The 24,131-nt window shown below is 46.3% G+C and carries 22 protein-coding genes and 1 riboswitch; of the genes, 6 read left to right on the top strand and 16 right to left on the bottom strand.

Going from position 1 to position 24,131, the window contains the following annotated elements; genetic code table 11:
- Nucleotides 1-61 precede the first annotated feature (61 nt).
- The 4 genes from cas9 to ACOV1R_RS02190 all read right to left on the bottom strand — a co-directional run bounded on the left by cas9 (nucleotide 62) and on the right by ACOV1R_RS02190 (nucleotide 7,405).
- Entirely contained in the window at nucleotides 62-4,138 is a 4,077-nt protein-coding gene (cas9, locus tag ACOV1R_RS02205) for a type II CRISPR RNA-guided endonuclease Cas9 (protein WP_054519097.1), read from the bottom strand.
- Between the two features lie 288 nt (nucleotides 4,139-4,426).
- A complete protein-coding gene (locus tag ACOV1R_RS02200; protein ID WP_054519098.1) occupies nucleotides 4,427-5,209 on the bottom strand; it encodes an alpha/beta fold hydrolase in 783 nt (260 codons plus the stop codon).
- 24 nt (nucleotides 5,210-5,233) lie between these two features.
- Nucleotides 5,234-5,941 (bottom strand): hypothetical protein, encoded by a 708-nt coding sequence (locus tag ACOV1R_RS02195; RefSeq protein ID WP_021357178.1) that lies wholly within the window; start codon nucleotides 5,939-5,941, stop codon nucleotides 5,234-5,236.
- 99 nt (nucleotides 5,942-6,040) lie between these two features.
- Nucleotides 6,041-7,405: an amino acid permease gene (locus ACOV1R_RS02190; RefSeq protein ID WP_003641725.1), complete on the bottom strand. Its 1,365-nt coding sequence runs from the start codon at nucleotides 7,403-7,405 to the stop codon at nucleotides 6,041-6,043.
- Between the two features lie 232 nt (nucleotides 7,406-7,637).
- On the opposite strand from ACOV1R_RS02190, the gene ACOV1R_RS02185 reads away from it, so the two are divergent.
- Entirely contained in the window at nucleotides 7,638-8,108 is a 471-nt protein-coding gene (locus ACOV1R_RS02185; RefSeq protein ID WP_021357176.1) for an NUDIX hydrolase, read from the top strand.
- Here ACOV1R_RS02185 and ACOV1R_RS02180 read toward each other — a convergent pair.
- The 6 genes from ACOV1R_RS02180 to thiM all read right to left on the bottom strand — a co-directional run bounded on the left by ACOV1R_RS02180 (nucleotide 8,063) and on the right by thiM (nucleotide 14,255).
- Complete coding sequence (locus tag ACOV1R_RS02180; RefSeq protein ID WP_054519099.1) at nucleotides 8,063-9,706, bottom strand: HIRAN domain-containing protein; 1,644 nt, start codon at nucleotides 9,704-9,706, stop codon at nucleotides 8,063-8,065. The two genes, ACOV1R_RS02185 and ACOV1R_RS02180, sit on opposite strands and share 46 nt — an antisense overlap.
- A 243-nt stretch (nucleotides 9,707-9,949) precedes the next feature.
- Nucleotides 9,950-10,690 carry a gamma-glutamyl-gamma-aminobutyrate hydrolase family protein gene (locus ACOV1R_RS02175; protein WP_021357004.1) on the bottom strand — a complete coding sequence of 247 codons (741 nt, stop codon included), beginning with the start codon at nucleotides 10,688-10,690 and terminating at the stop codon, nucleotides 9,950-9,952.
- An 81-nt stretch (nucleotides 10,691-10,771) separates the two neighbouring features.
- Nucleotides 10,772-11,971, bottom strand: coding sequence for a putative hydroxymethylpyrimidine transporter CytX (gene cytX, locus ACOV1R_RS02170; protein ID WP_015379633.1), 1,200 nt, complete (start codon nucleotides 11,969-11,971; stop codon nucleotides 10,772-10,774).
- Nucleotides 11,971-12,624: a thiamine phosphate synthase gene (thiE, locus tag ACOV1R_RS02165; RefSeq protein WP_021357003.1), complete on the bottom strand. Its 654-nt coding sequence runs from the start codon at nucleotides 12,622-12,624 to the stop codon at nucleotides 11,971-11,973. The genes cytX and thiE overlap by 1 nt, the downstream gene beginning before the upstream one ends.
- Nucleotides 12,614-13,438, bottom strand: coding sequence for a bifunctional hydroxymethylpyrimidine kinase/phosphomethylpyrimidine kinase (thiD, locus tag ACOV1R_RS02160; RefSeq protein ID WP_015379631.1), 825 nt, complete (start codon nucleotides 13,436-13,438; stop codon nucleotides 12,614-12,616). Before thiD ends, thiE begins: the two co-directional genes overlap by 11 nt.
- Before the next feature lie 25 nt (nucleotides 13,439-13,463).
- Nucleotides 13,464-14,255 carry a hydroxyethylthiazole kinase gene (thiM, locus tag ACOV1R_RS02155; RefSeq protein WP_021357002.1) on the bottom strand — a complete coding sequence of 264 codons (792 nt, stop codon included), beginning with the start codon at nucleotides 14,253-14,255 and terminating at the stop codon, nucleotides 13,464-13,466.
- A 78-nt stretch (nucleotides 14,256-14,333) separates the two neighbouring features.
- A riboswitch (TPP riboswitch) is annotated at nucleotides 14,334-14,439 on the bottom strand.
- A 171-nt stretch (nucleotides 14,440-14,610) separates the two neighbouring features.
- Here thiM and ACOV1R_RS02150 point away from each other — a divergent pair.
- Entirely contained in the window at nucleotides 14,611-15,588 is a 978-nt protein-coding gene (locus ACOV1R_RS02150) for a zinc-binding dehydrogenase (protein ID WP_021357001.1), read from the top strand.
- 199 nt (nucleotides 15,589-15,787) lie between these two features.
- On the opposite strand, the gene larE is transcribed toward ACOV1R_RS02150, so the two are convergent.
- The 6 genes from larE to larA are packed head-to-tail and all read right to left on the bottom strand — an operon-like array spanning nucleotide 15,788 to nucleotide 20,672.
- Nucleotides 15,788-16,618, bottom strand: a complete 831-nt coding sequence (gene larE, locus ACOV1R_RS02145) for an ATP-dependent sacrificial sulfur transferase LarE (RefSeq protein ID WP_015379628.1) — start codon at nucleotides 16,616-16,618, stop codon at nucleotides 15,788-15,790.
- A gap of 24 nt (nucleotides 16,619-16,642) precedes the next feature.
- Nucleotides 16,643-17,359, bottom strand: a complete 717-nt coding sequence (gene larD, locus ACOV1R_RS02140) for a D/L-lactic acid transporter LarD (protein ID WP_003643656.1) — start codon at nucleotides 17,357-17,359, stop codon at nucleotides 16,643-16,645.
- Nucleotides 17,360-17,363: 4 nt separating this feature from the next.
- Nucleotides 17,364-17,795: a nickel insertion protein gene (larC, locus tag ACOV1R_RS02135; RefSeq protein WP_003641714.1), complete on the bottom strand. Its 432-nt coding sequence runs from the start codon at nucleotides 17,793-17,795 to the stop codon at nucleotides 17,364-17,366.
- A gap of 38 nt (nucleotides 17,796-17,833) precedes the next feature.
- Entirely contained in the window at nucleotides 17,834-18,625 is a 792-nt protein-coding gene (locus ACOV1R_RS02130; RefSeq protein WP_003641713.1) for a LarC family nickel insertion protein, read from the bottom strand.
- 30 nt (nucleotides 18,626-18,655) lie between these two features.
- Nucleotides 18,656-19,396: a nickel pincer cofactor biosynthesis protein LarB gene (gene larB, locus ACOV1R_RS02125; protein ID WP_003641712.1), complete on the bottom strand. Its 741-nt coding sequence runs from the start codon at nucleotides 19,394-19,396 to the stop codon at nucleotides 18,656-18,658.
- Nucleotide 19,397: 1 nt separating this feature from the next.
- On the bottom strand, nucleotides 19,398-20,672 hold the full coding sequence (larA, locus tag ACOV1R_RS02120) for a nickel-dependent lactate racemase (RefSeq protein ID WP_003641711.1): 1,275 nt from the start codon (nucleotides 20,670-20,672) through the stop codon (nucleotides 19,398-19,400).
- Nucleotides 20,673-20,924: 252 nt separating this feature from the next.
- Between larA and ACOV1R_RS02115 the strand changes: the two genes are divergently transcribed.
- Genes ACOV1R_RS02115 through ACOV1R_RS02100 form a run of 4 tightly spaced genes read left to right on the top strand, consistent with a single transcriptional unit; the run spans nucleotide 20,925 to nucleotide 24,120 of the window.
- Nucleotides 20,925-21,590: a Crp/Fnr family transcriptional regulator gene (locus tag ACOV1R_RS02115; RefSeq protein ID WP_003641710.1), complete on the top strand. Its 666-nt coding sequence runs from the start codon at nucleotides 20,925-20,927 to the stop codon at nucleotides 21,588-21,590.
- A 14-nt stretch (nucleotides 21,591-21,604) separates the two neighbouring features.
- Complete coding sequence (cbiM, locus tag ACOV1R_RS02110; protein ID WP_003641709.1) at nucleotides 21,605-22,591, top strand: cobalt transporter CbiM; 987 nt, start codon at nucleotides 21,605-21,607, stop codon at nucleotides 22,589-22,591.
- Complete coding sequence (locus ACOV1R_RS02105) at nucleotides 22,566-23,387, top strand: energy-coupling factor transporter transmembrane component T (RefSeq protein ID WP_003641708.1); 822 nt, start codon at nucleotides 22,566-22,568, stop codon at nucleotides 23,385-23,387. Before cbiM ends, ACOV1R_RS02105 begins: the two co-directional genes overlap by 26 nt.
- Nucleotide 23,388: 1 nt before the next feature.
- The gene (locus ACOV1R_RS02100; protein WP_003646303.1) at nucleotides 23,389-24,120 is read left to right on the top strand and encodes an energy-coupling factor ABC transporter ATP-binding protein; all 732 of its coding nucleotides are present in this window, start codon (nucleotides 23,389-23,391) and stop codon (nucleotides 24,118-24,120) included.
- Nucleotides 24,121-24,131: the final 11 nt, after the last annotated feature.

Raw genomic sequence — 24,131 nt, 5'->3', positions numbered from 1 at the left:
GTATTCGGACCACTACATATGTACCAAGATGTCATCCTTATCGGGATGGCATCTTTTTTCGCTATAAATCTTTTAATGCAATTTTTCGCTCGAACAAACCAGTTGGTGATTGATATATAATTTCAGCGTCACCCGTTAACTTAATGCCACCAGGAACCTGTAACTTACCAAAATCTGTTTTCACACCTAGCACCTTTAAATCACCATACGAGGCATTCGCATGTAAGCCAATAAACATATTGGTCAAAATTCCTTGCTTCCCTAAAACCAGCTTATTCTTAACAAATTGATTTTTCGCTTCCAGCAGCTCAATCTGATCACGAGCAGAATTAAGTATCTTCTTGAACTTGTTCATCTCGTAAAGTGGAAAGTATCGGTTAACCTGGGCAAGCGTTGCGTCAAAAACAGTCAGTAAATTCTGATTTAATTGCACTTCAGACTCATTCTGCTTACCTAAAAATGCGCGCTGTAAAGTTAATGGTAAATACAGCTCTTGAATGTTGTGATAATACGTATCAGTACCAAGTGCGAAGCGGTGCGTTTGACCTTTAATTCTATCTCGAACCACCTGTTCAAACCGTACCTTCGGCAATAACACTTCATACGTCAGCATCTTCTTGTTGTTGGCATCAATGAGCGGTTCAATTACTTTCGTCACCGCTTGCTTGTTTGTCATTCCTTGTTGTTCCAACTGCTCAATTTGTGTCACCATAGTTGTAGGTACACCTACAACTTGGTACTGGACATCCTTTTTAGTCGATACTTTCACGATAGCCATGTAAGCCAGCGTTTTTCCCGTATAACCACCATAAATAGCTGTATCGAAGGATTGTTTTTTCCGAATTAATCGCTTGCCATTATCACTTGCCTTCAAGAGAGTTTGATCAAACATTGCCCCATAGTTTTCGGATACCTCACGCGTCACCAATAATCGCTTGTAATCATAAAGCGTCTCAAAATATTTAATATCGGTTAACTTATCCCACAAAACTTCACCAGTATCGATATCCGTAATTGGGGTATCAGTCTTAGCTAGTTTTCGGATAACATTGAAACGTGTTAGGTTAACCGGCTGTTTAGCGAACTTACCGTAGACGAAGAATCGTTCCAGCTTCGGATATCGCTTCAACAAATAGGTGCCAATGAAAGCAGTTAAGGCTGCGTCAAATGCATGATGGTAGTCATTGACCTCACGAATCTTCGGAAAATCAAACGTTTGTCGAAATTGATGTGTCAAGTTCGCTTTAACCGACACAATAGCGGTGGATGGATATTCTGCATTAATCAGCTCTTCAACTAGTTTGATAACCTGACGTGTCTCAACCAACTGCCGATTAATAAAACCAGTCGCGTACTTGCTGATTTCATCAGGACGCATCAGTAAGTGGTCAAGCTTCCGTTTGGTCATCAGCCCCATTCGGTGCATCTCTTTCCACTTAGCACCCATCTTTTTCCCAAACTTTTCACTAGCAAACGTATCATTTTTCTCACGATTGATGCGTGCATTTGTCAGTACTCGATTATCTAATGAGTCATCTTTCACCAGAGATTGTGGCAAGATGTGGTCGATATCATATTCTGACAATCGATCGATATTAATCGCATCACCGGTATACAAATCGCGGCCATTTTGTAGGAAATAAAGTACGAGCCGCGTATTGAAATTAGCTTTGTTCTTGATTTTCTCTTTTAATTCACGTTGGACTTGATCCCTGACAATGGCCTGAGCTGTTCCCTGATAGGCTGCAACAATTTGTTTTGACCGTGATTGTGTCCGCCGACCAGCAACGCCACCACCACGAGCCGCTTCCACAAATATCCAGTTAGGTGTTTGACCATGCATCGCATCTTTAATGTCAGCTAACACCACCATCACTTCGCGAATAGCCTTCTTATTTTGCGGTGACGTATATAATTCATTGATGGTATCTTGAAGATCCGCCGTTGTTAGGTTGGCCTGGTTTGCCGATTTAATTTGATTCTCAATGGCAGGTTGGCTTCGTAATTGCATGAAATTAGCGTTTGTCTCCCACAAGCCGTCCATGATTGAACGATTATTATCATCTTTGAGACCTGTTAATAATTTTCGTGATAATTGTCCCCAGCCACGATATCGTAATTGACCTAGTTGCTTAAGTTGGGCCGCTGTCAGCCAGGAAATCTCTGTCAGTTTTTGCTTAAAAATCGTACTATCTTCAAAAATAGTTGACCATAAAATGATTTTTTCAATATCAGCTTGCTTACGCACGTCTGACATAGCTTCAGGCAACACCTGTTTCAAATCATGATACGTGGATAACGAACTATTGAATACTTTCGGATCCGCAAGCCCCGTAATTCGTGGCGCAGTGGGAAACTCTCCCGCTGCAACTAAATTGTCTTGAATATTCTTAGCTGTTACTCGTTTGTGTTTTTTAAACACTTGGTTATATAGTCGTTGTTTTTGCCGGGGTGTTAATTGCCCATCATCAACTCGAATATTATTCAGCTCATTGAGCACCATAAAGCGTTGGTAAATCAAGCTGCGTGCGGGTAGCACTTCCTCACCGATCAAATACGTATCCGTCGTCTGCATCCGCTGAATGAAAGCGGTCGCCGAGGCCACCCGATCGACCTTATCATCAAAATTCCATGGCGTGATTGGCCCATCAGCCTTACGTACCATCCATGCAAAACCTGCATTGGCAGTTGCTGCCTGCATTTCTTTAGTAATCAGCGGTCCAACATAATAAGGCACCCGGAAACCGACAAGCTCATCAAGTTTGTATGGAAACTTACCGCGTCGCTTGATGACCGGATTTTCTTCACCCAACCACGGGTAGTATTCCTTCTGATTACTAATAATTTGATCTAGCTCATTTTGTTGAACCTGATAAGGAATAGCTCCATTCTGCTTTGTCCGCAATTTAGGCATGAATTGTTCAGAGTCAATAGCTTGCTTAATTTGAGCTGCCCAACTATTCAAATCTACATCGGCGTCAACAAATTTTCCCAAGGCCTTTTGAAACGCTTCTTGCGTCACCTGTTTACTTTTCACACCATCAATATATTGATCGTAGGTTGCCCGAATAGCCCGTCCGCGCTTGGCGTCTGACTGAGAGCGAATATACGCTTTCAATAACTTCAAATCTTCGCCATGGCGTTTATACTTCTCAACCATACTCTGTGAGAACCGTTTACCTTCTGGAATAAGCTGTGCAAGGTTGACGCTGGCGTATAACCGAATTACCTCATCAATAATTTGTTGGCCCACTTCGCTAAAACGGTCTTCAATGCCAGGAAGTTTGTCTTGATTTTCCTCTAAACTAAAGGCCCAATCCTTTGCTTCAGTAGCGTCGATGTCCGTTAGAGTCAGCACATCAATCTTGGTTTTATTTCCAACGAGGGCTTTCGCAAATTCTGTTACCACTGCCTTTTGGCGCTTCTTTTCCGCAGTAGTCGCGCCAGTTAAAACTGCTAATAGTGGCATAATTAATTTTTGGCGGTCACTACGCGAGATATCAGTTCGTACCAATGTTTGTTTGATGCTGTCAAGCAACGCTACATCGGTTGTCAGGTTCAAGTTCAGCTCCAGATCAGCCTGACTAAACAAATGATTCAAAGTTTCAAAGTGCTGCTGTAAATCAAGTGTCCCACTTCGATACGCTGTCGCTGCATCATTACGCAAAAAATTGCCGCGATATTTGACAATATGGTGAATCGCTAGGTAAATTTCACGCACATCAAACTTGCGGTGCTGAGTCATCAGCGCCTCACGTAAATGATAAATCGTTGGATAATCATGATAGAAATCCTGATCACTCCGATCATTAAACAACGTTTTTTCAAGACCGTTATAATTAGGATCACGAGGTGAAATATCCGAATATTTGCGCCGCGCAAAGAAATTGATATCCACCTTGCTGATTGGTTGGTCAAAGAATTCGCGTAGTAATCGTAACCGCCATTTCACCCGTTTCAACCGACGACGCGTTGTTCGAAATCCCCGCCGGTCTGCTGCGGCTGCCCCTTCTTTAAATAACCGTACACCAATCCCAGTCTGCCCCTTAATTTTTCTGACATGACCACTTGCATCCACAACCGTCCAGCCAACCGAGTTCGTACCAATATCCAAGCCTACACCGTATGGTTCTTTCATTTATACATCCTCCGATAAATTTTAGATTATGCACTCATTATCGCGCAGTTGGATAATCATTTGCAACAAGCAAAAGTTAATCCTAGCAACGATTGTAAGCGCAGTCTTAATTATTTTCTTTAATATTAATGTATTAAATATATAATCTTTGTCGTGTCGCCAAAATTAGCGACCTATTACTATAGACAAAAATACGGTGATGACACAAAGAATGTTATCACCACCGTACTTTGAAATAACTATAATTTTAAAAATAATAATGCATCAAGGAAACTCACTGACCACGACCTAGCACGTCGCCAAAAATTCCAACAACGCCTTATTAAATGCTGCCGACTGTTCCGCCATCACGATATGACCAGCTTCCGGAATGACCACACTCTGTCCTCGTAGTGCCATTTGAGCAGTCACTGCCGCAAAGTCGGGATTGAAGAACGGTGACTTGGCGCCCGCAATGATCAAGAACGGTACGGTCAATTGGCGGATCACATCCCGCCAATCCTGAACCGCGTGGTTAACCAACAATGGAAACATTAATTTCGCATCGAACGGTGCCTGCGCTTCTACTGCCTTGACGCGCGCATACGTCGCATCATCGATGTGCTTAAACGTCGAGTGTCCCAGCGGCATTCTAAAATAGTCCGGAATATCCTGCCATTGAACCTGTTTGAACCCATATTGCCAGTGCGGTGTATTGATCATCCGCGGCGTTTGATCCACGTCGATCAGGGCCTTAATTCCTGTATCACCATACAATGACACGTACGCAAACCAAGTCGCGGCCCCCATCGAATTACCGAGTAAAATTGGTTGTTCGAGTTGTAATTTTTCAATCAATTCATGCGCATCCACCGCGCGACGACTCATACGTAAGCCTTTCGCCGTGTGCTCGGATAAACCTTGGCACCGCCCATCTAAATTAATGACCCGGTAGCCCGCCTGAATCAGTACCGGGATTTGAGCGCGCCAAATATCATTAGCGCCACCAAATCCCGTCAAAATAACGATTGGCTGCCCCTGGCCTTCATCCGTATAATCTAACTGAACGTGATCTGACGTGATAAAACGCATTTCACCATCCTCCTTTTTGACTATTCATTCAACATGGTCATTAAAATCTTGTGGCGTTAGCTTCTTTAATTTTTCTAGCCATTGGCGCGTTTTGTCATCCAGCCCAGCTTCGGAAAGTGTATTCTGGGCAATCACTGTCGAATCAAGCAACTGAGCAACCTTTTCCCAATCAATCCCCGTCGCTGTTTGAATACTGGTTTGTAGCTGTCGTACTTGCTCAGTCGTTATTTGGCCCAATTGTCGTGAATCACCAGTTAATGCTAATAGGGCATTGATTGCTAATTGCTCTGATAGGCAGGCCTGCCACGTCGCTGGGGACAGTGCCTCAGTTAACGTAATCCGCTCACTTAACGGCACAGCTGGCACTTCCTTGTTCAGAAAAGCCGTCCAGCGCGCCATTTCCTGGTCAACTAAGGCATACCCCTGCCACGGTAACTGCCGATTAAAGGTCTGTAACGTTTGCTTCGTCAATGCCACTACTGACCACGTTGTCTGACCATTGTCGCTCAATTCTGCTTGCCCTGCGGCTAACCACTGTGCCATAAAACGTTGCATCATCTGTCGCATCACCGGCCGCTGTTTTGCCGCTTGCGTCAGGTGGTAACGCACTTGCAAAAATTCGCTAACCATTTCTGGCATAATCGCCCGCTTCTCCTGGGCCTGACGTCGTTGCTTTAATTGTCGTAACCGTTTCTGTTTACTGACTTTTGCATAATGTCCTTGCTTGACCATCGTGCCACCACTTTTCCTGATAATTATATTGATACCTAATTTTAACGCAATAAAAGCCCAAAATAAAAGCACTTACCATTTACTGGCAAGTACTCTTGATTACAACGTTTCTTCCTTGTTACCGGCGTATTTACGGAAATAAATCAATGTCATGATGACCAGAAATACAACACCGACTAAAATTGAGTAGCGCGTTTCCGGATTAATAAACATGAAGACCAGTGTTAACGCGAGGAAGGCCAACGTTAAATAATTTGAATAGGGTGATAATGGCATTTTAAAAGGATGGTTCGCCATCTTGGCTGCGTTTTGCTTACGGAACGCAATTTGACTCACTAGAATAACAAACCACGGTACCATACCGGGCAAGACACTCGAACTGTAAACCATCACGAAAATCTCGCTAGCATCCTTGAAAAACATTGGTAACACAACATTCAAGACGACTCCAATTAGAATCCCGGTCGCAATCGCAATAACGGAATAAAATGGTACTCCATGACGATTTAATAAAGTCATCTTCCTTGGTAACTGGTGACTTTCCGCCAACGTGTAAGTCATTCGACTCGCACTATAAATTCCAGAATTTGTTCCCGATAAGGAAGCCGTAATAACCACGAAGTTGATAATCGAAGCCGCAGCGGTAATCCCAATTTTGGCAAATGTCTGTACAAACGGTGAACCGATCTGGCTTAACTTATCCCAGGGGTAAATGCTGACAATTACGAAGATGGCACCCACGTAAAAGATTAAAATCCGGGCAACCGTTGAACGAATCGCTTTAACGATCGTGCTTTGTGGATTTTCAGCTTCACCAGCTGTGACTCCAATCAATTCAATCCCTTGATACGACGCCAACACAATTGCTAGTGCGAAGACAAAGCCCTTCACCCCACCAGTGAAGAAACCACCATGGGTCCACAGGTTACTGATTCCAATTGGATGACCGCCGTTACCAATACCAAAAATAATCAGACCTAAACCGGCAATAATCATCAGAATAATCGTCACCACTTTAATAAGTGAGAACCAGGTTTCCAGCGTCCCAAACATTTTAACCGAGATAAGGTTGGCCGCACATAAGAATACAATGGCAATTAGGCCCGGAATCCAATCTGGCAAGTTCGGCCACCAATACCGGCAGTAGCCGCCTAGTGCAATCATTTCACTCATCCCAACAACGACGAACTGAAAAATGTTGCTCCAAGCCGTCAAGTATCCAAAAACGGGGTGAATATATTCAGAAGCAAACTTGGCAAACGAACCGGTATTCGGATCGACATACAGCATCTCACCTAGTGCCCGCATAATCAGGTATAGAAAGGCCCCTGATACGATGTACGCAATTAGCACTGACGGCCCGGTCCACTTGATCGTTGAGCTGGATCCCATAAATAGGCCCACTCCGATCGTGCCGCCCAGTGCAATCATTTGCATCTGGCCCGTACTTAATTTTCTCTGCATAAATTACTCTCTTTTCATAAAATCAAAGAACTCACACTATCACGGCTGACAGTATATAGCTTTTATCTTAGCTAAAAAAGTGCACCGACGCAAACGGATTTAGTAACACATAGTCAGTATGTACTTGCTCTAACGCGGTTCGAGCATGCTTCGTATAAATTTATCAACAAACAGCTTTCAGTCAGAATTATCGGTATAATAAGGGTAATTAAACTAGAAACGAGGTTTCGTCATGGCAAATTACATTAAAGAAATTCGGGCTTTGGTTGGTCACAAACCAATCATTTTGAATACGGCCGCTGGTATTTTAGTCAACGATCAGCAACAAATCTTGCTGAACCTTCGTACCGATACGCATAACTGGAGTTTACCCGGTGGCTATCTAGAATACGGTGAGACGTATGCCACGGCCTGCGTGCGGGAATATAAGGAAGATAGTGGCATTGATGTCGAAGTTGTTGATCGCATCGGCATCTTTGATAAAGGCGAGACGGCCTATCCTAACGGCGATGTAGCTCAAACAATCAGTGCACTCTTTCTTGTAAAACCCATTGGCGGCCACGTTCTGACCCAAGCCACTGATGAAACACTCAAACTCGACTACTTTGACTTCGACAACTTGCCGCCATTGTTAAATCAACAAAATGCAGATATGATTCACGCCGCCCAGGAATATTTACAGACCCATTCGGCAACCAAATAACCTAACCAAAAATCGTCATTCCACCCATGTAAGAATATGCGTAACCAATCCGGACTTTCCGTCTCCGGTGTTGTTTGGGGATGCTCCGGATCGGCAATAATCGCGATACGAGCAATTGCCGTCAGCGGCACCTGTTGGATTTCAAACGTTTCGTAATTGTAAAGCGCTAAGCAACCCACTAATTGTGCATCATCCTCATCCTTAGTCGTGGTGCTAAATAATTGAATCGGATAAATAACCTGGTCGACCATCCCTACAGTCGGCTGGTAATAGTGCATGGTCGTCAACTCATGATACGTGACTGCATGAATCAACGCCTGTAACAAGGTCTCGTTGACACCTTCCGTACTACCCGCAACTAGCTGAACATGACGCTGATAATTCGCCAGCGCATGATACGTCTGATCACCTAACGTCTGCCGCAATTTTTCTACCGTTATCGTTGTCACACTTGGTTCTAGGCGTTGACCACCCTGATAATTTGGTAATGCGGAGACTAACAAGGCTGCCAACTCTTGCTGCGTAAACGTCGCGTTGGTGCGACTAGGTGTTACTGGATGGTAAGGAACTAGCGGTTGTGAGGAGAAGTGCAATGCTAATTTCAGTGCTGGTTGCACGCGTGGATCACCAAACGGCGCCCAGCTGACCATGAAGCCGGCCTGCATATGTGCACTAACCTGGCCAACTCGGTAAATAACCGCGGGTTGCGCAGCATCATCGACCAAGTTATCATTCAGCCCCGTCTTGGTTTGAGCACTGATACCAACTACATAAAAGCTACTAGCGTTCGTTAAGACCGCTGCTGAAATGTGTTCATTTTGCCACCGCTGAACCACGTCGGCCTTCGCCGTCACTTGACAAGTAATGAGGCTGTCCGGCGGTACTTGTGACCAATCAGGCGTTAATAGATAACGTTTGGTAACGTGTAATTCATCAGCGGGCGTCAACCATGGCGATAACGGAACCTGCTGATACTTAATCGGGTGACCATTGCACATCATGACAATTGTTCCTAACGGTGTCTGTAACGAATGCGTTGGCACTGCCCCTAAATTTGTCCTCGATTTAGCCAATCGTTGGCGGATTTGCAACGCCTCAATCGGACTCGGGACTGCAGTAGTCCGCCATAGCATCAATTCAAGATGCTGTTTTTGCTGATCTAATACCGTCACGATGCCGTACAATCGTTGTCCCTGATCCATCAGTGCCGCGTACGGCTGATTCTGATACCGGGCAATGTAGCCTAACTTAGCATGTTGCAACGTCCACACTGAGATGGCATTATCATCGTATTGATTGCCACTTTCTCGCTGGAGCAACACCGCCATACCCACTCTGAGCGTCGTTAACGTTGCCACAATATCATCGACATACCGTTCGCCAACGACCGTGACTGTATCCAATGCGACGGCTGCATCGCCTGTTGAATTTTGTTCAGTTACTTGAACAGCTGTGGTCACTGGAATTATTTCAATGTCAGCTGTTTCTGGTTCGTGGGCGCGAACTAACAGTTCTTGCCCCTGATTAATCACAGCGATAACCCGATAGGTCTGCTTCTTCAACGTCATTACGCTCATGCCAGCTTCAATTCGTTCCATAGCGGTCACCCCCTTAACAATAACTTTATTCCATTATACGAAAGCGTTGCCAGTATTAACAGCTTTACGAATTGTTTTACACGTCAGCTTACAATATCTTGGATTAGTTATCTAGTTGCCAACACCATTTCAGATGTTTCACGTGAAACATTCATTAGTTTTGCGGCTGCACATTAAAAACGTGGTTATCCTACAATTCAGAATAACCACGCCCGATTTTATCAATTTGCTAGTCAATGCTATCTACGCCACACAAGCCCGCATAAACGCCGCAAACAACCGCGCCTGCACGGAGTTTACTTGTTGCATCATTTCTGGATGCCACTGGACACCCAACTGTAGACCACCAGCTGTCGCCTCAATTGCTTCAACAACCTGATCCGCACTTTGGGCCACCACCTGAAAGCCCGTTGCCACCTGTTTCACGGCCTGATGATGAAATGAATTGACCGTGATTGCGTCACTAGTGGTGCCTAAATATTCAGCTAAGGTCGTACCTGGTACGACCTTCACGTGATGCATGCCGTAAGCGGCCAATTGTCCTTGCATATGTTTTAAGGTACCCTGACCAGCTGGTAGTTCACTCATATCCTGATAAAGATTGCCACCATAGCACACGTTTAAGATTTGTAAGCCCCGACAGATACCGAGCACCGGTTTACCAACGGCGTGGGTGGCACGAATCAGCGCAATTTCATACTGATCCCGTTCCGGATCTACCCCACCCAATTTAGGCTGGGGTTCCTCCCCATACGTCAATGGGGCCACATCTGCACCACCACAAAGTAGTAGACCATCGATCATTCCAACGTATCGTTCAATCGTCGTTGCGTCGGTCGTTACCGGTAATACCAATGGCACACCGCCATTATCCGTTACTGATTTCAAATAATCACGATTCACATAATCACGGACCCGCCCCGGGAACATCTGGCTGTTCACTGTCACAACGCCTGGTGCGATTCCAATTATCGTTTTAACCATTCTGTCGCCCTCTCTCAAAAAAATCCCACGGTAACATGCGTATTACCAATGGGATTATCATTTACTTTTTACATCTAATTGTCAATGACTAAGCTCACGATATTCGAGCTCGGTTGGTTTGACGATAATTCCCGTCAACCAGACGGCGATGCTCAGCCCAACCAATACTAATAGCGTCGTGCCACCAATGAAATCAATGGCCTGTAACTGATAATAGGCGACAATCCCCACAACCCACCAGCAAAAGTTCAACCAGTATGGTAACGTAGCGTGCCGCACAAAGTACGTGACGAAGATAATAGCATATAGCGGTGTGAAGACCGAACCAATCAAATACAGGAAGTTCTGATAATACGTCATGGCAACCGTCAGCGCAATCAATAGCCCAACTACCGTCACACCAACGGCTAATCGATTAACATGGCGGCTACCGGTCAGATTAGCCAAACTCGTGGCGGCCGAATAAGTATCTAAAAATGTCGTCGTCACCGTTGAGAAAACGATAATCAGCAATGCAACCAATCCTAAACCGGACCGCGTCAGCAATGCCGTGATATCAGTTTGCCCTGTCCGTAACACAACTAATAGCCCCGTCACAAACATCACTAAACTGCCTAACATATAGCCACCTGCGCTGACTAGTGCGACTGGTAAAGGACGATCAACACGCTGGGTATAATCACCAATTAGTGGCAACCATGAGAGTGCCATCGTAACGTTCAATTCCACTGCTTGCCCAAACGTCATACTAGTCGTTGATACCGACTGACTAGTTGTCGGTGCCATAAATACCATTACGAGCATTAACACCGTCCCGAGCACCAACAAGCCCACAACGGCATTGTTGATTTTGAACAGTAACTGACTACCCATGAGCAACCACGCAATAATCAAAATCGCCACGATGGTTGCCATTAATAGCGGACTTCGAAAGCCAAATAGCTTTCCACTAATACTGTTCATGGCTAACTGAGCATTGACGATCATCACCGCCGTCCAGCCAACGAGTTGCAAGGCGTTGAGTCCTGACGCTAGTAACACTCCGCCGCGACCAAAAGCCAGTTGGGCTGACGCTAACGCGGACTGGTGTAATTTAGCCCCCAAATAGCCGGCTGGAACCAAGAACAGGCCACAGCCGATCATGTGCCCCAATACAATCGCAGCCAATCCGCGTGTCAGCCCCAGTGGTGCCATCAGCGTACCTGTTAAGATTTCGGCAATTGAGATAGCCGCACCGAGCCACAGTAAAAATTGGCTCCGAAAAATCCCGTCATGTTTCATCAGTGCACCTCCGTAGCCGTTAGCATCGCCTTGACCGTGGCGGCCATATCGGGACTACGCGTTAACATTGAGATCACCGCAGCGCCAGCCGCACCAGTAGCCGCAATAGCTGGCAATTGCGCGACAGTAATTCCGCCAATGGCGACAACGGGACAGGTTGCAGTCACGACTAATTGTCGCAACCCCGTCAGACCGACTACTGGATCCGCATCGGCCTTAGATGTCGTTGGAAAGATGGGACCACTACCAAGATAAGCAATGCCTTCCAATTGGTTAGCAATCTGCACTTCAGCTAAGGTTGAACAAGACAAACCGACAAACATTTGATTAGCGACCCGTTGAATAACTTGTGTCACCCGGTCATCCTTTTGACCAACGTGAACCCCATCTGCTTGCAGTGCGAGTGCCAGCTCGACATCATCATCGACGATAAAGGGAACGTGCGCTTGCGCACAACGTGCCCGCAGCTGTTGCCCCAATGCAAAACGCTCAGCCGTAGTCAACTGGCTATTACCTTTATCTCGGTATTGGAATGCCGTGATGCCCGCATCCAAGGCCGTTTGGACGACCACATTTAGATCCTGTCCCGGCACGTCTTGTGTCCCGCACACAAAATAAGCACGTAATTGTGTGGGTTCAAATTTAAGCGTCATGAACGATCACCTGCTCACTTGGGGTTGCCCAATGATTCAGCGGGCCATGACCATGCCCGACCTGGATACCATCCTGAATCGTCCCAGCAACGTACGCCTTAGCCGTTTTAATGGCCGCAGCCATTGACCGTCCTTTTGCTAATTCGGCGGTAATACATGCCGATAGGGTATCTCCCGTGCCGTGGGTTCGCACCGTATCAATCCGTGGGGCCGAAAGCCAAAAGGCGGTCCCGTCAGCCAACAGTACGAAGTCATTAGCTAAATCGGAATTATCACCATGCCCACCTTTAATAATGACATTGTCAGCACCTAACCCCTGTAGCGCATGTCCAGCTGTAACCATCGCTTGATTACTAGTGATTGCCTGACCAATTAATTGTTCTGCTTCCGGTAAATTCGGCGTCACAACAGTCGCTAACGGGAGCAGTTCGTCGCGAACCGTTTTAATCGCATCCGCGGCTAATAACGCCGCCCCGCCTTTCGCAATCATGACTGGATCAACTGTCAGCGGCCCAAAATCAACTCGTTTCAAGTTCTCAACGACGGCATGGACGTGTTCAGCATCCGCAAGCATCCCCGTTTTACAAGCGCGAATGTCTAAGTCAGCTGCTAACGAAGCAAATTGTTCGTCAATGATCTTCGTCGGCATTGCCATAAAATCTTGGACCCCCAATGTATTTTGAGCTGTCACGGCAACGACTACCGCGGTACCAAAAACGTGACGTGCCTGCATCGTTTTTAAATCGGCCATGACACCGGCACCGCCACCACTGTCCGTACCAGCAATCGTTGCCACTTGTGGAAATTCATTCATTAAATCTCGCGACCCTTCATTATATTTAATCAACTTTAGCAATTGTTTGAATTTCTGACACTGTCACTAAGCTCAGCCGGTCAATCAAATCAATGGCAAATGTGGCGGGACGATCGGCCGTCAGATGACTGGCGACAAGTTCCCCCGCTCCCGCTAAGACTAAGCAAGCCACTTGCGCCGCCTGGTAAACGTCGGTTGGACTAACGGCTGTAAAAGCCGCGACGATACTAGAAAGTAAATCGCCCGAGCCCACGTGACGTTGGAAGAGCGGGGTACCATTAGCGACTTTAACTACGCGCTGACCATCCGTAATAACATCAGTAGGTCCCGACAATATGACACAGCATTGGAATTGCTGTGCACAAGCTTGAGCAATTTCAACCAGGTCGCCCTGACCGCTCCCCGCATCAATGCCCTTCGCTTGCCAATCCATGCCAGCCAATGCCGCAATTTCACCAGCATTGCCCCGAATAACATCGACTTGAAAATCAGATAGTAATGCTAGCGCGACTTCTTTTCGATAAGGGACCGCCCCGACGGCCACCGGATCAAGAACGACTGGCTTATGATACTGATTAGCAAGCTTACCAACCACCCGCATTTGATCAATCTGGGTGGTGGTCAGGGTTCCTAAATTAATGCAAACAGCCCCGGCAATTTGGACCATCGTCTCCGCTTCTTGGACTTCAGCTGACATAATTGGCGAGGCCCCTAACGCGTTTAGCCCATTGGCAACGTCTTGAACCGTAACAAAATTGGCAATGTTAAAAACAATCGGATTGTGATCCCGTAAAGTATTCAATAATTGTAATTCCATAGCAATTCTCCTCCTCATTGACCGTCACACCAATCAAAAACGACCACCAATCAACATGCATTGATCCAGTGGCCGCTAACATTAGCTGTGACACTTTCCTACGCAAGTTTGAGCTTACAGGTTCAGAGGGATCGGCACTTACAGCACCATCTCAGCCCATTTTTGGACACCCCTAGTGTTTAAAAATATTCAATTACTAACCTTAGTCTAACGATTGTAACCGCTAACGTCAATCTTTCCGTTAACCGAATCACCCTCATTGCTACTTAATTAATTAGGCATTAAAGTTTAAATTCACCGCCGCGACCGGTTATAATAAAAAGCAAATATGCCTTTAAGAAAAGAGTGATTGAAGATGCAAGCACTTGTTGTGCCAGATCCATCCGCTCAAACTATGGAACAGCTTCAATGGCAAGAACGGCCCATGCCCAACCTCGGGCCAACTGAGGTGTTGATCAAGACCCAAGCAGTCGGGCTCAATCCGGTAGATTTTAAATTAGTTGCGGCGGGTAACGCCGCCTGGCAATATCCACACACACTAGGACTAGACACAGCTGGAATCGTGGAGGCGGTTGGCGCTGAGGTCACTAATTTTCGGCCTGGCGAACGAGTTTGTGGGCACGCTAATCTCGCCAATAATGGGACGTTTGCCGAATACGTGAGTTTACCAGCAGCCGTGCTAGCTAAGATTCCAACGACTGTGAGCTTTGAAGCAGCCGCCGCTAGTCTCTGCGCTGGATTGACGGCTTATCAGGCCCTCCTGCGCAAAGCCAATTTAAATGCCGCGCAAACTGTGCTGATCCATGCAGGTGCGGGCGGTGTAGGCAGTATGGCTATTCAACTCGCTAAGGCTGCTGGCAAGACCGTCTTCACGACCGTTTCAAAGGCCAAGCAAGCCTTCGTGGCACCGCTGCATCCCGATGCCCAAATCGATTACCATCATGAAGATGTGACCACACGCATTCAAGACCTAACGCAGCAGCACGGTGTTGATCTGATCATTAATACCATTGGTCATGCTGATGCGGACTTACCGCGCTTAGCTTACAATGGCCAGCTTGTCTGTGTATTAGCAACTCCGGACCACTTTCCAAGTAATCAAGTTGTAACTATCAGTAAATTGGACCTCGGTGGTGCCCACCGTAGCGGTAACCCAGCGCAAGTTGCCGATCTTGGGAAAATGACCGCCGCCTTATTAGCTTTGGTCCAAGCTGGCAAGGTCGACCCACTAATTACTCAGGTCTTGCACCGTGACCAACTTGTAACTGGTTTGCAACAACTCCAAGCTGGTCAAGTCGTTGGTAAACTCGTCGTGACTTTTGACGCCTGTTGATCTAAAAATGAAGATACGAAAAACGCAGCTCAAGGGCGGCCTTGAACTGCGCTTTTTGGGGTGTCAGGCGATAATCGCAACATGTGCGTATCGGCTGGGGTTACGATTATCATCGGGTGGGCGAATGAACCATGATCACCGCCGTTCAGCCGCCCATCTCCGATTAATCCCGACACCACTATCATTAATTTGATTAGGCCTAGGCGAAAGTGGCCAATTGTGCCTTGGTCAACGTATCATTCATCCGACCACTACGGAAGCCACCTAAATCAAGGGTAACGTAGCGGAATCCAAGTGATTGTAATTGACGGTTAACGCGGTCGTTAAAGACTAAGAAATCACCAATTCGTGCTTCTGGTAATTCGATCCGCGCAATATCATTGTGGAAACGAACCCGGACCGTTGGAAAACCTAAACTACGCAAATATTTTTCGGCGGCCATTACTTGAGCAATATTGTCATGTGTCAACGTCGTCCCGTATGGGAACCGTGAAGATACAGAGCATGACGCCACTTTATTCCAGTTCGTCAAACCGAGTTCTTGTGCCAAGGCCCGAACGTCAGTCTTGAAGAAATCAGCTTCTTGTAACAAGCTCCGGGCCCCCGCTTCACTACGGGCCTTCAAACCAGGACGATAATCATTTTCATCATTCTTGATCATACCGTCTAAGACAGCGGCACTACCGTTATTAGCCGCAATGTCATTCAACCGGCTGTAGAACATCTTCTTCGCATAGTACCAGCTATCAGGCGTGTTGTTCTTGATGTGGTCATCGCTCAAGTAGTCTAGCGTGGTTCCTTGAACGTTAGCACCTAGTTCTTCGGCTAAACTCATCGCTTTATCGAATTCTTCATCCGTAAATAATTCAGAGTTCGCAACCACAGCGGTCACATTGTCACGGCCTAAAACATCGAAGGCCAACTTCAAAACTAAGGTACTGTCGATCCCACCAGAAAAGGCCACGGTGACCCGTTGTAAATCCTTTAATGCTGCTACTAACGTTGCTTTTTTTGTTGCTAATGTTGCCATAATAAAACCCTTCTTCTATTTAATTTAATTAATTCCAAAAAATCCATGCATAAACCAAGCGGCAATTGCTGCCCCGACAAAGGGCGCAATTCCTGGCACAATGATACCGTATTGCCAATCACTATCGGCTTTATTGGCAATTGGTAAGATGGCGTGGGCAATCCGGGGTCCCATATCTCGAGCTAAGTTCATTGCGAACCCGGTTGGACCACCAAGTCCCATCCCAATGGCCCATACAAGTAGGCCAACGCCAATTGGCACGATTCCCGGCGTTTTAATCTCAGAAATCGCTAAAATACCCGAAATAAAAATAAATGTATCAAATAATTCCACAAAGAAATTCCGCGGTAAGTTACGAACGGCTGGTGCCGTACAGAATAAGTTCCGAATTGTAATGGGTGAAATCTCATCTGTTGAGGCTTTAAAATGATCAGCATACATGATCCAAACGATCACTGAGCCCACGACCCCACCAAGCACTTCCGCAACGGAATACGGAATAAATAAAGACCATGCGATATTTCCTAATAGACACTGCGCCAAAACCATTGCCGGGTTAATGCAAACATTGCCAAAAATGAATAAGGCAACGCTAATCCCAAAACCCCAAGTTGTAATGGCAAAAATATGACCGGAACCCCGATACTTGGTTCCCTTTAATACGGAACTACAATGAACACCCACCCCAAAAATAATCATTAGGGCTGTGCCCATAAATTCAGCAATCAACTGATGTACCAAAAAATTACGCCTCCTCATCTAATTGATCTACCGCCACTAAGGCTGCCTGGTAGACCGTTCTAAACGGAATATGAAATTGCTGCGCCAGCTGGGCACAATCCGCATATTCCGGCATCTTCTTCTCAATATCTTGATATGTCGCCACTTTAACTTGAACGTCACCGTACGGCGTTGCGACCGTCAGGAAGTGCCGTTGCATAATAGTACGTTGCCACGTCTGGTAACGTACACCAATCGTCGTCGTTTCTTGTAAAATCAACTTAGTCAGTAAGTCCTTATCGTTAACGTTTCCCAAAACCGTTAACTTTGTCGCCGGCCGATCTTTCTTCATCTGAATGGGCGTGAAAAACACATCGTATGCGCCCGCCGTTAATAACTGGTTCATCACGTACCCCAGTCCTTCACCCGTCTGATCATCCAGATTAGCTTCAATCATTAAGACAGCATCAGCCGTCCGGTTAACGATTTGCTGACTTAGTTTTTTTTTTCGAATAATACGGCTCGCAGTGCATTGAAACCACCCGTGTCCCGTTTACCAAACCCATAACCAACTCTAGTTGGCACGGCATTTTCCGGTAACGGTCCGAATTCACGTACGAGCGTCTTGACCAAGCCCATCCCAGTGGGGGTAATCAATTCAGTATGCACATCCAACCGTTGTTGAATCGGAATGGCACTACCAACTCGCATCTGCATCACGGCTGGTACGGGAACTGGCATCTGACCATGGGCAACGTTAATAAAACCACTACCATCACTTAACGGTGAAGCCATGATGGTATCAATCTGCATCAATTCCAACCCAATACAGCAGCCCACAATATCAACAATCGAATCCAACGCGCCCACTTCATGGAAATGAACTTCAGCTAGTGGCATGTGATGAACCGCTGCTTCCGCTTGCGCAATTTCCATAAAGATCGCTTTCGCGTGGTGTTTCACGGTATCTGATAAGTCACTGCCGTCAATTAACGCCTCAATATCAGCTAAATGACGCGCTTCATGATCATGATGATGCCCAGCTTCATGCTGATGATGGTGATGTTCCACAAAACCATGGTCCTTACCACCCGCAACCTGAACATCAAAGCTCGTGCCATAGATGCTACTCTGGGCTTCCCGTTGCTGCGTTAATTCATAACCGTGCACGTGTAACTTAGCCAATTCGGTTTTTAATTGCTCAAAATCAAGTCCTAAATCGAGTAACGCGCCCAGAAACATATCACCGCTAATCCCCGAAAAAGCGTCTAAATAAAGTGTTTGCATTTATCTTCTCCTTGTTCAGTTAACTGAATCTTACATTTGATTGATCATACTAGCTGAGTAAGCGGCACCAAAGCCGTTATCAATGTTGACAACGGTAATCCCCGACGCACAGCTATTGAGCATGGTCAATAGCGCGGTCATACCTTGAAAACTAGTACCATAACCAACGCTGGTCGGCACTGCAATCACGGGCTTATCAACTAGTCCACCAACGACACTGGCCAGCGCACCTTCCATGCCCGCAATCACAATGACCACCCGGGCACCACGAATCACATCCAACTTGGCAAACAGTCGGTGGATTCCCGCAACACCCACGTCATAGACTCGTTCAACACGATTGCCAAAAGTTTCCGCGGTTACTGCTGCTTCTTCAGCAACCGGTTGATCGGAGGTCCCCGCCGTCACCACAGCAATGTACCCTGGTGTTTTCGGTGCGGGTTGTTCCCCGACCGTCATACACTGCGCAGTGGCATGATAGACAGCCGTTGGTAACGCTGGTTGGAGTGCCGCGAATTTTTCTGCGGATAACCGGGTCGTTAAAATCGGCAACGTCTGTTGGGACAAGGCTTGCACGATACCCACAATTTGGGTTGCCGTCTTACCAGCACCGTAGATGACCTCAGGAAAGCCATTGCGGCGTTGACGATCTAAATCGACATTGGCAAAACCTAATGCCGCTGTTTTGCCCGCTTCTAACTGTTGGGCAGCCGCCGTCGGACTTAATTGCCCTGCCGCCACTTGTTGTAATATTTCTGCTGTGGTTGCCATACTACTTCACAATAACGCCTAAACCATCAGGAATAACCGTCACTTTAGCGGCTTGACCCTCGCGTGCGTAGGCCTTTTCCATGGCTTCATCTAACGTCTTGGCTAGTTCCATATGCATATTCGTAATCAAATCAGGATCAACGAGGTCTGACACAAAAATCACGTGATGATGAACTAAGATTCGAGCAAAGATTTGGGCCGTCCATTGGTCAGGAATAGTTTTAAGCCGTGGCGTGTTGATTGCTTGGTCCAGGAATTCCTTAGGATCATCAACGTCAGCTAAGTTGTGATAAAACCCTTCACCACCGTGACCATCACGAGCACCGGCAACCATAATAATCGTGCCGCCTTCTTTGTTTGTTGCTTCAGCAGCGGTCATTCCTTTAACGGCCTGATAAATATTTTGATCAAGCGGATAACCACCATTCGTCGAAATCGCAATGTCACAATCAATGGCTGGTACACTAGAAAGTTCTTTGACAAAGTCACAGCCCACTTTATGGGCGGCTTCCATGTCACCGGCAAATGACCCAATGATTTTTTTATCTTCGTCTAAAACAACATTGATAATAAAGGCAAGTTTAGCGGTCCGAGCAGCGTACACCATATCCTTATGAATCGGATTATGCATTAAATTACCGGTCCGGGCCTTCGGTGAGTTAATAAATTCGCCGGAATGGTTCGCCATAATCGTCTTGTATGAAGCAATCCCAGGTAAAACGGACTTCCGACCACCTGAAAAACCAGCAAAGAAATGTGATTCGATAAAGCCTTCGGAGATTAGCAAATCCGCTTCAGCAGCGACCTTATTAATAATGCAATCGCCGCCAGATGGTAATTGGCCAATCTTGACCATACTACTGTCATCGGTTGAGACATGCATCACGATTTCTTCGTTATTGACGATGTCTTCACCATACTTATTCACCAATTCTTCGTGGGTTGATGGCCGATGGAAACCAGTAGCTACGAGAATCCGAATCCGTGCATCGGGCGCCACTGACCGTAACCGCCGCAATAGGATCGGGGTGATAATATGTGAAGGAACTGGCCGCGTGTGATCGGAACTAATAATCACAATATTGTGCTTCCCACGAGCAAGTTCCTCCAGCTTATCGGAGCCGATTGGATTATCCAGCGACTTCTCGACCGTTTCCTGTTCTGATAATTTGTTATGATATGTTGCAGCTTGCGACACTAACTTACCGGCGTAATTTTCATCATCAATCTGAGCCGTAATTGTGCGCTTGTCATATGGTAAATCAATTGCAACCATGACTTTTAGCCATCCTCTTTCTCTAAAAACTAATTTTTACATGCACGTTTTGTTATACTAGAAGACGGATAACTTGTCCGTTACATTTTAAGTTTTCAAAAATAGTTAACAAATGTATACTTTAAATGCGATTGTCACAATCATGAAAACCGCTATGCTTAAGTAGCGTTATCGTCGTGATTACTGTTGAGAATCGCTATTTTTACTGACCTCAACCTTAAAAATTATTCACGAAAGAACTGAAAAACTAAGATGGTATTAACTGATATTGAATATTTACTAAGTTATTTGGAAGCCCATCACGTGCCGACAATCAAAAAAAAGCGGCATACTTACCTGACCTATCATGGTTTAGCCGAACACTATACGTACGTCTTAAAGGACGGCATCATCAAAAACAGCATTATTTTACAAGACGGTCGCGAATATAATTTATCTTATATTGCCAAGCCCGACGTGATCTCCCTGCTGCGTGATGAAGTTTCTCGTTCTACGGATCAACCGTTTAACGTCCGTATTGAGTCCGAATATGCCACTTTTTACCAGGTCAACCGGGTCGCTTTTTGGAAGTACGTCAACAGCACGCCTGAACTGCAAAACTACGTTAAAAATTATTACCGTAAAAAGTTGTCCGAAAACATTCTTCGACTGCAACGGATGGTCATGAACGGTAAAAAAGGAGCCATTTGTGCCTTTATCTATAGTCTTGTTGATTTGTTCGGACGAAAAGTTAACGAAGGGATTCTGATTGACTTTGTGGTCACCAATGACGACATCGCCGGTTTCTGTGGTATTAGCTCCCGGAGCAGTGTCAACCGGATGCTCAAGGAATTACGAACAGACGGCGTCATTACGGTCAAAAATCACAAATTTATTATTCAAGATGTTAGTTACCTCTTAGATCAAATTGCAAATTAGTGAGGTGCTCATCCGTGCATATTCCGGATAATTATTTAAGTCCCGCAACTTGCGGAACGTTGGTCACCGCGATGGCTCCCGTCTGGACCGTCGCCGTTTTAAAAGTTAAAGTTCAAATCAAAAAACATCATGAAACCCTGCCAATGCTCGGCATCGCCGCTTCATTGGCTTTTTTAATTATGATGTTCAACTTGCCGATTCCAGGTGGGACCACGGCTCACGCTGTCGGGGGAACCCTGTTAGCTGTCTTGATTGGCCCATGGGCGGCGTGTCTTGCGCTGACCGTGACGCTACTACTACAAGCCTTATTATTCGGTGATGGCGGTATCCTAGCCTTTGGCGCTAACGCGTTGAATATGGCGGTCATTATGCCGTTTGTCGGCTACGCCTGCTATCGCCTAGGTCAAAAATGGCACCATGAAAAGTTGGGGCTCGCAATTGGTGCTTACTTAGGCATTAATATGGCGGCGCTAGTTGCTGGTATCGAGCTCGGGTTACAACCCATACTGGCTCATACGGCAAGTGGTGCGCCGCTCTACTGCCCATACGGCCTCAACATTACGATACCCGCAATGTTGACGGCTCACTTATTAGTCGCCGGCTGGGTCGAAGTCGTCTTCACACTGCTTGTCTTTCAATTTGTAAAACGAGTCGCACCGACTAACCTCTATCAGACACCCACTCGGCGCAATCAGCGGCCGTGGATCGCACTGCTACTCGGATTAGCGGTGTTATCACCATTAGGCTTGTTGGCTAGCAATACGGCTTGGGGCGAATGGAGCCCCCAAGAATTACAGCAACGGCTAGCGCAACAACATATCAGTACTCACGCGCCTCAAGGAATGGTCCACGGGTTCCATTTTCAGGCCTTGTTCAGTGATTACGCCATCGCGGGCTTACCGGTCAGTGTGGGTTATATTTTATCGGCCATTACCGCTGTTTTGATTTTCTTACTTTTGATTCGAGGTCTTCAACATGAAACCGACACGTCCCAACACTGATATTCCAGCTTGGCTGCAAACTACGACCACCACGCCAACACCTGCTATTAAAGCGAAATTTTGGCAACGTAATCAGCGTCACCTACGCCAATTACTCAGTCGACTAGCACAGCCAGCGCCAGTCACGGCAACGTCTCATTGGCGCGTTGCACCGCAATTCAAATTAATTCAGCTCCTGTTGCTCGTCATTTTAATTGCTTTAAGTAATAATCTCATTCTGTTATGGGGCCTAGCACTATTAGTTGGGTGCCAATTATTATGGTTACCTCCACGCCAACTGCGCCGTTTTATGGGAAGCTGGCTAATCAGTGTTGGGATGGCCATGCTGTTCGTATTACCGAGCTACTGGTTAGCCGGTCCCACCACGCTATTATTCTTTGGCCTTAAAACCAGTCTAATGCTGGCAAATGCTCAATATTACCGTCTAACCACGCCGTTTCAAGATTTATTGGCTGGCTTGAAGGCACTCCATTGCCCTGATCTATTAATTATGACTTTGGCCATTGCCATCACGTACTTACGAATGCTCGGCCAACATCTATTGCTGACGATGGAAGCACTAGAATTGCGGACGGTCGCCCCAACGGCTCATCCATACCGTTTAATCGGCGCATTATTTGGTAATTTATATCTTAAAAGTTACACTTATGCGCTAGAACTATACGCTGCCATGGAAGCACGCGGGTTCAATGGTCATTACGCGCGCTCAACCGGGCGTCGTACCCATTGGCGCGATTATCTTGCCCTGAGCCCAGCGATTATTGTCTGGATATTATTTATTTTTTGGAGGCATTAACGTGGTATTGATTAAATTGGTGAATATTTGCTATGATTATCCTGATACGTGTGGCTTGAAGGACCTCAGCTTAACGGTCAACTCAGGCGACTTTGTCTGTCTAATGGGGCCCAATGGATCTGGTAAATCGACCCTTTTACGACTATTGAGTGGATTAGCTAGTCCAACTAGTGGCACTTATCAGTTTCACGATCAGCCGATTACGACCACTTATCTCGCTGATGCCCAAAATCGACAACAACTTCATCAGCGGATCGGCATGGTCTTTCAAAATACTGATGTTCAACTATTCAACACGTCGGTCACTGAGGAAGTCGCTTTCGGTCCCCGACAACTCGGTTTATCAGCAGCCATGGTTGCGCAACGCGTCGCCGACTGCTTACAATTAACGGACTGTGCTAACTTAGCAGACCGGGTCCCTTACCAACTTTCAGGTGGTGAAAAGAAGCGCGTGGCACTAGCCAGCGTTCTCGCCTTGAACCCTGAAATTTTATTGTTAGATGAACCGCTGAACGGCTTAACAATTGCCGCTCAGCAGCAAATGCTAACCCTACTGCAACGGCTACAAGCTGCCGGCAAAACTATCATCATGGCAAGCCATAACTACCAGCAAGTCCAAGCCGTTGGTGAACGTTTCATTATTTTTAACAGTACCCACCAAGTCGACGCTGACCTAACGCGCGCTGATCTTGATCAGCAACCCGCTCGGCAAGCGCAATTGATGACTTTATAATTAAGAGGAGT

It is taken from the genome of Lactiplantibacillus sp. YT640, assembly GCF_049745435.1.
Lineage (GTDB): Bacteria > Bacillota > Bacilli > Lactobacillales > Lactobacillaceae > Lactiplantibacillus > Lactiplantibacillus plantarum.
The sequence above is the reverse complement of the archived record's forward strand: the minus strand, read 5'-3'. Positions and strand labels throughout refer to the sequence as shown.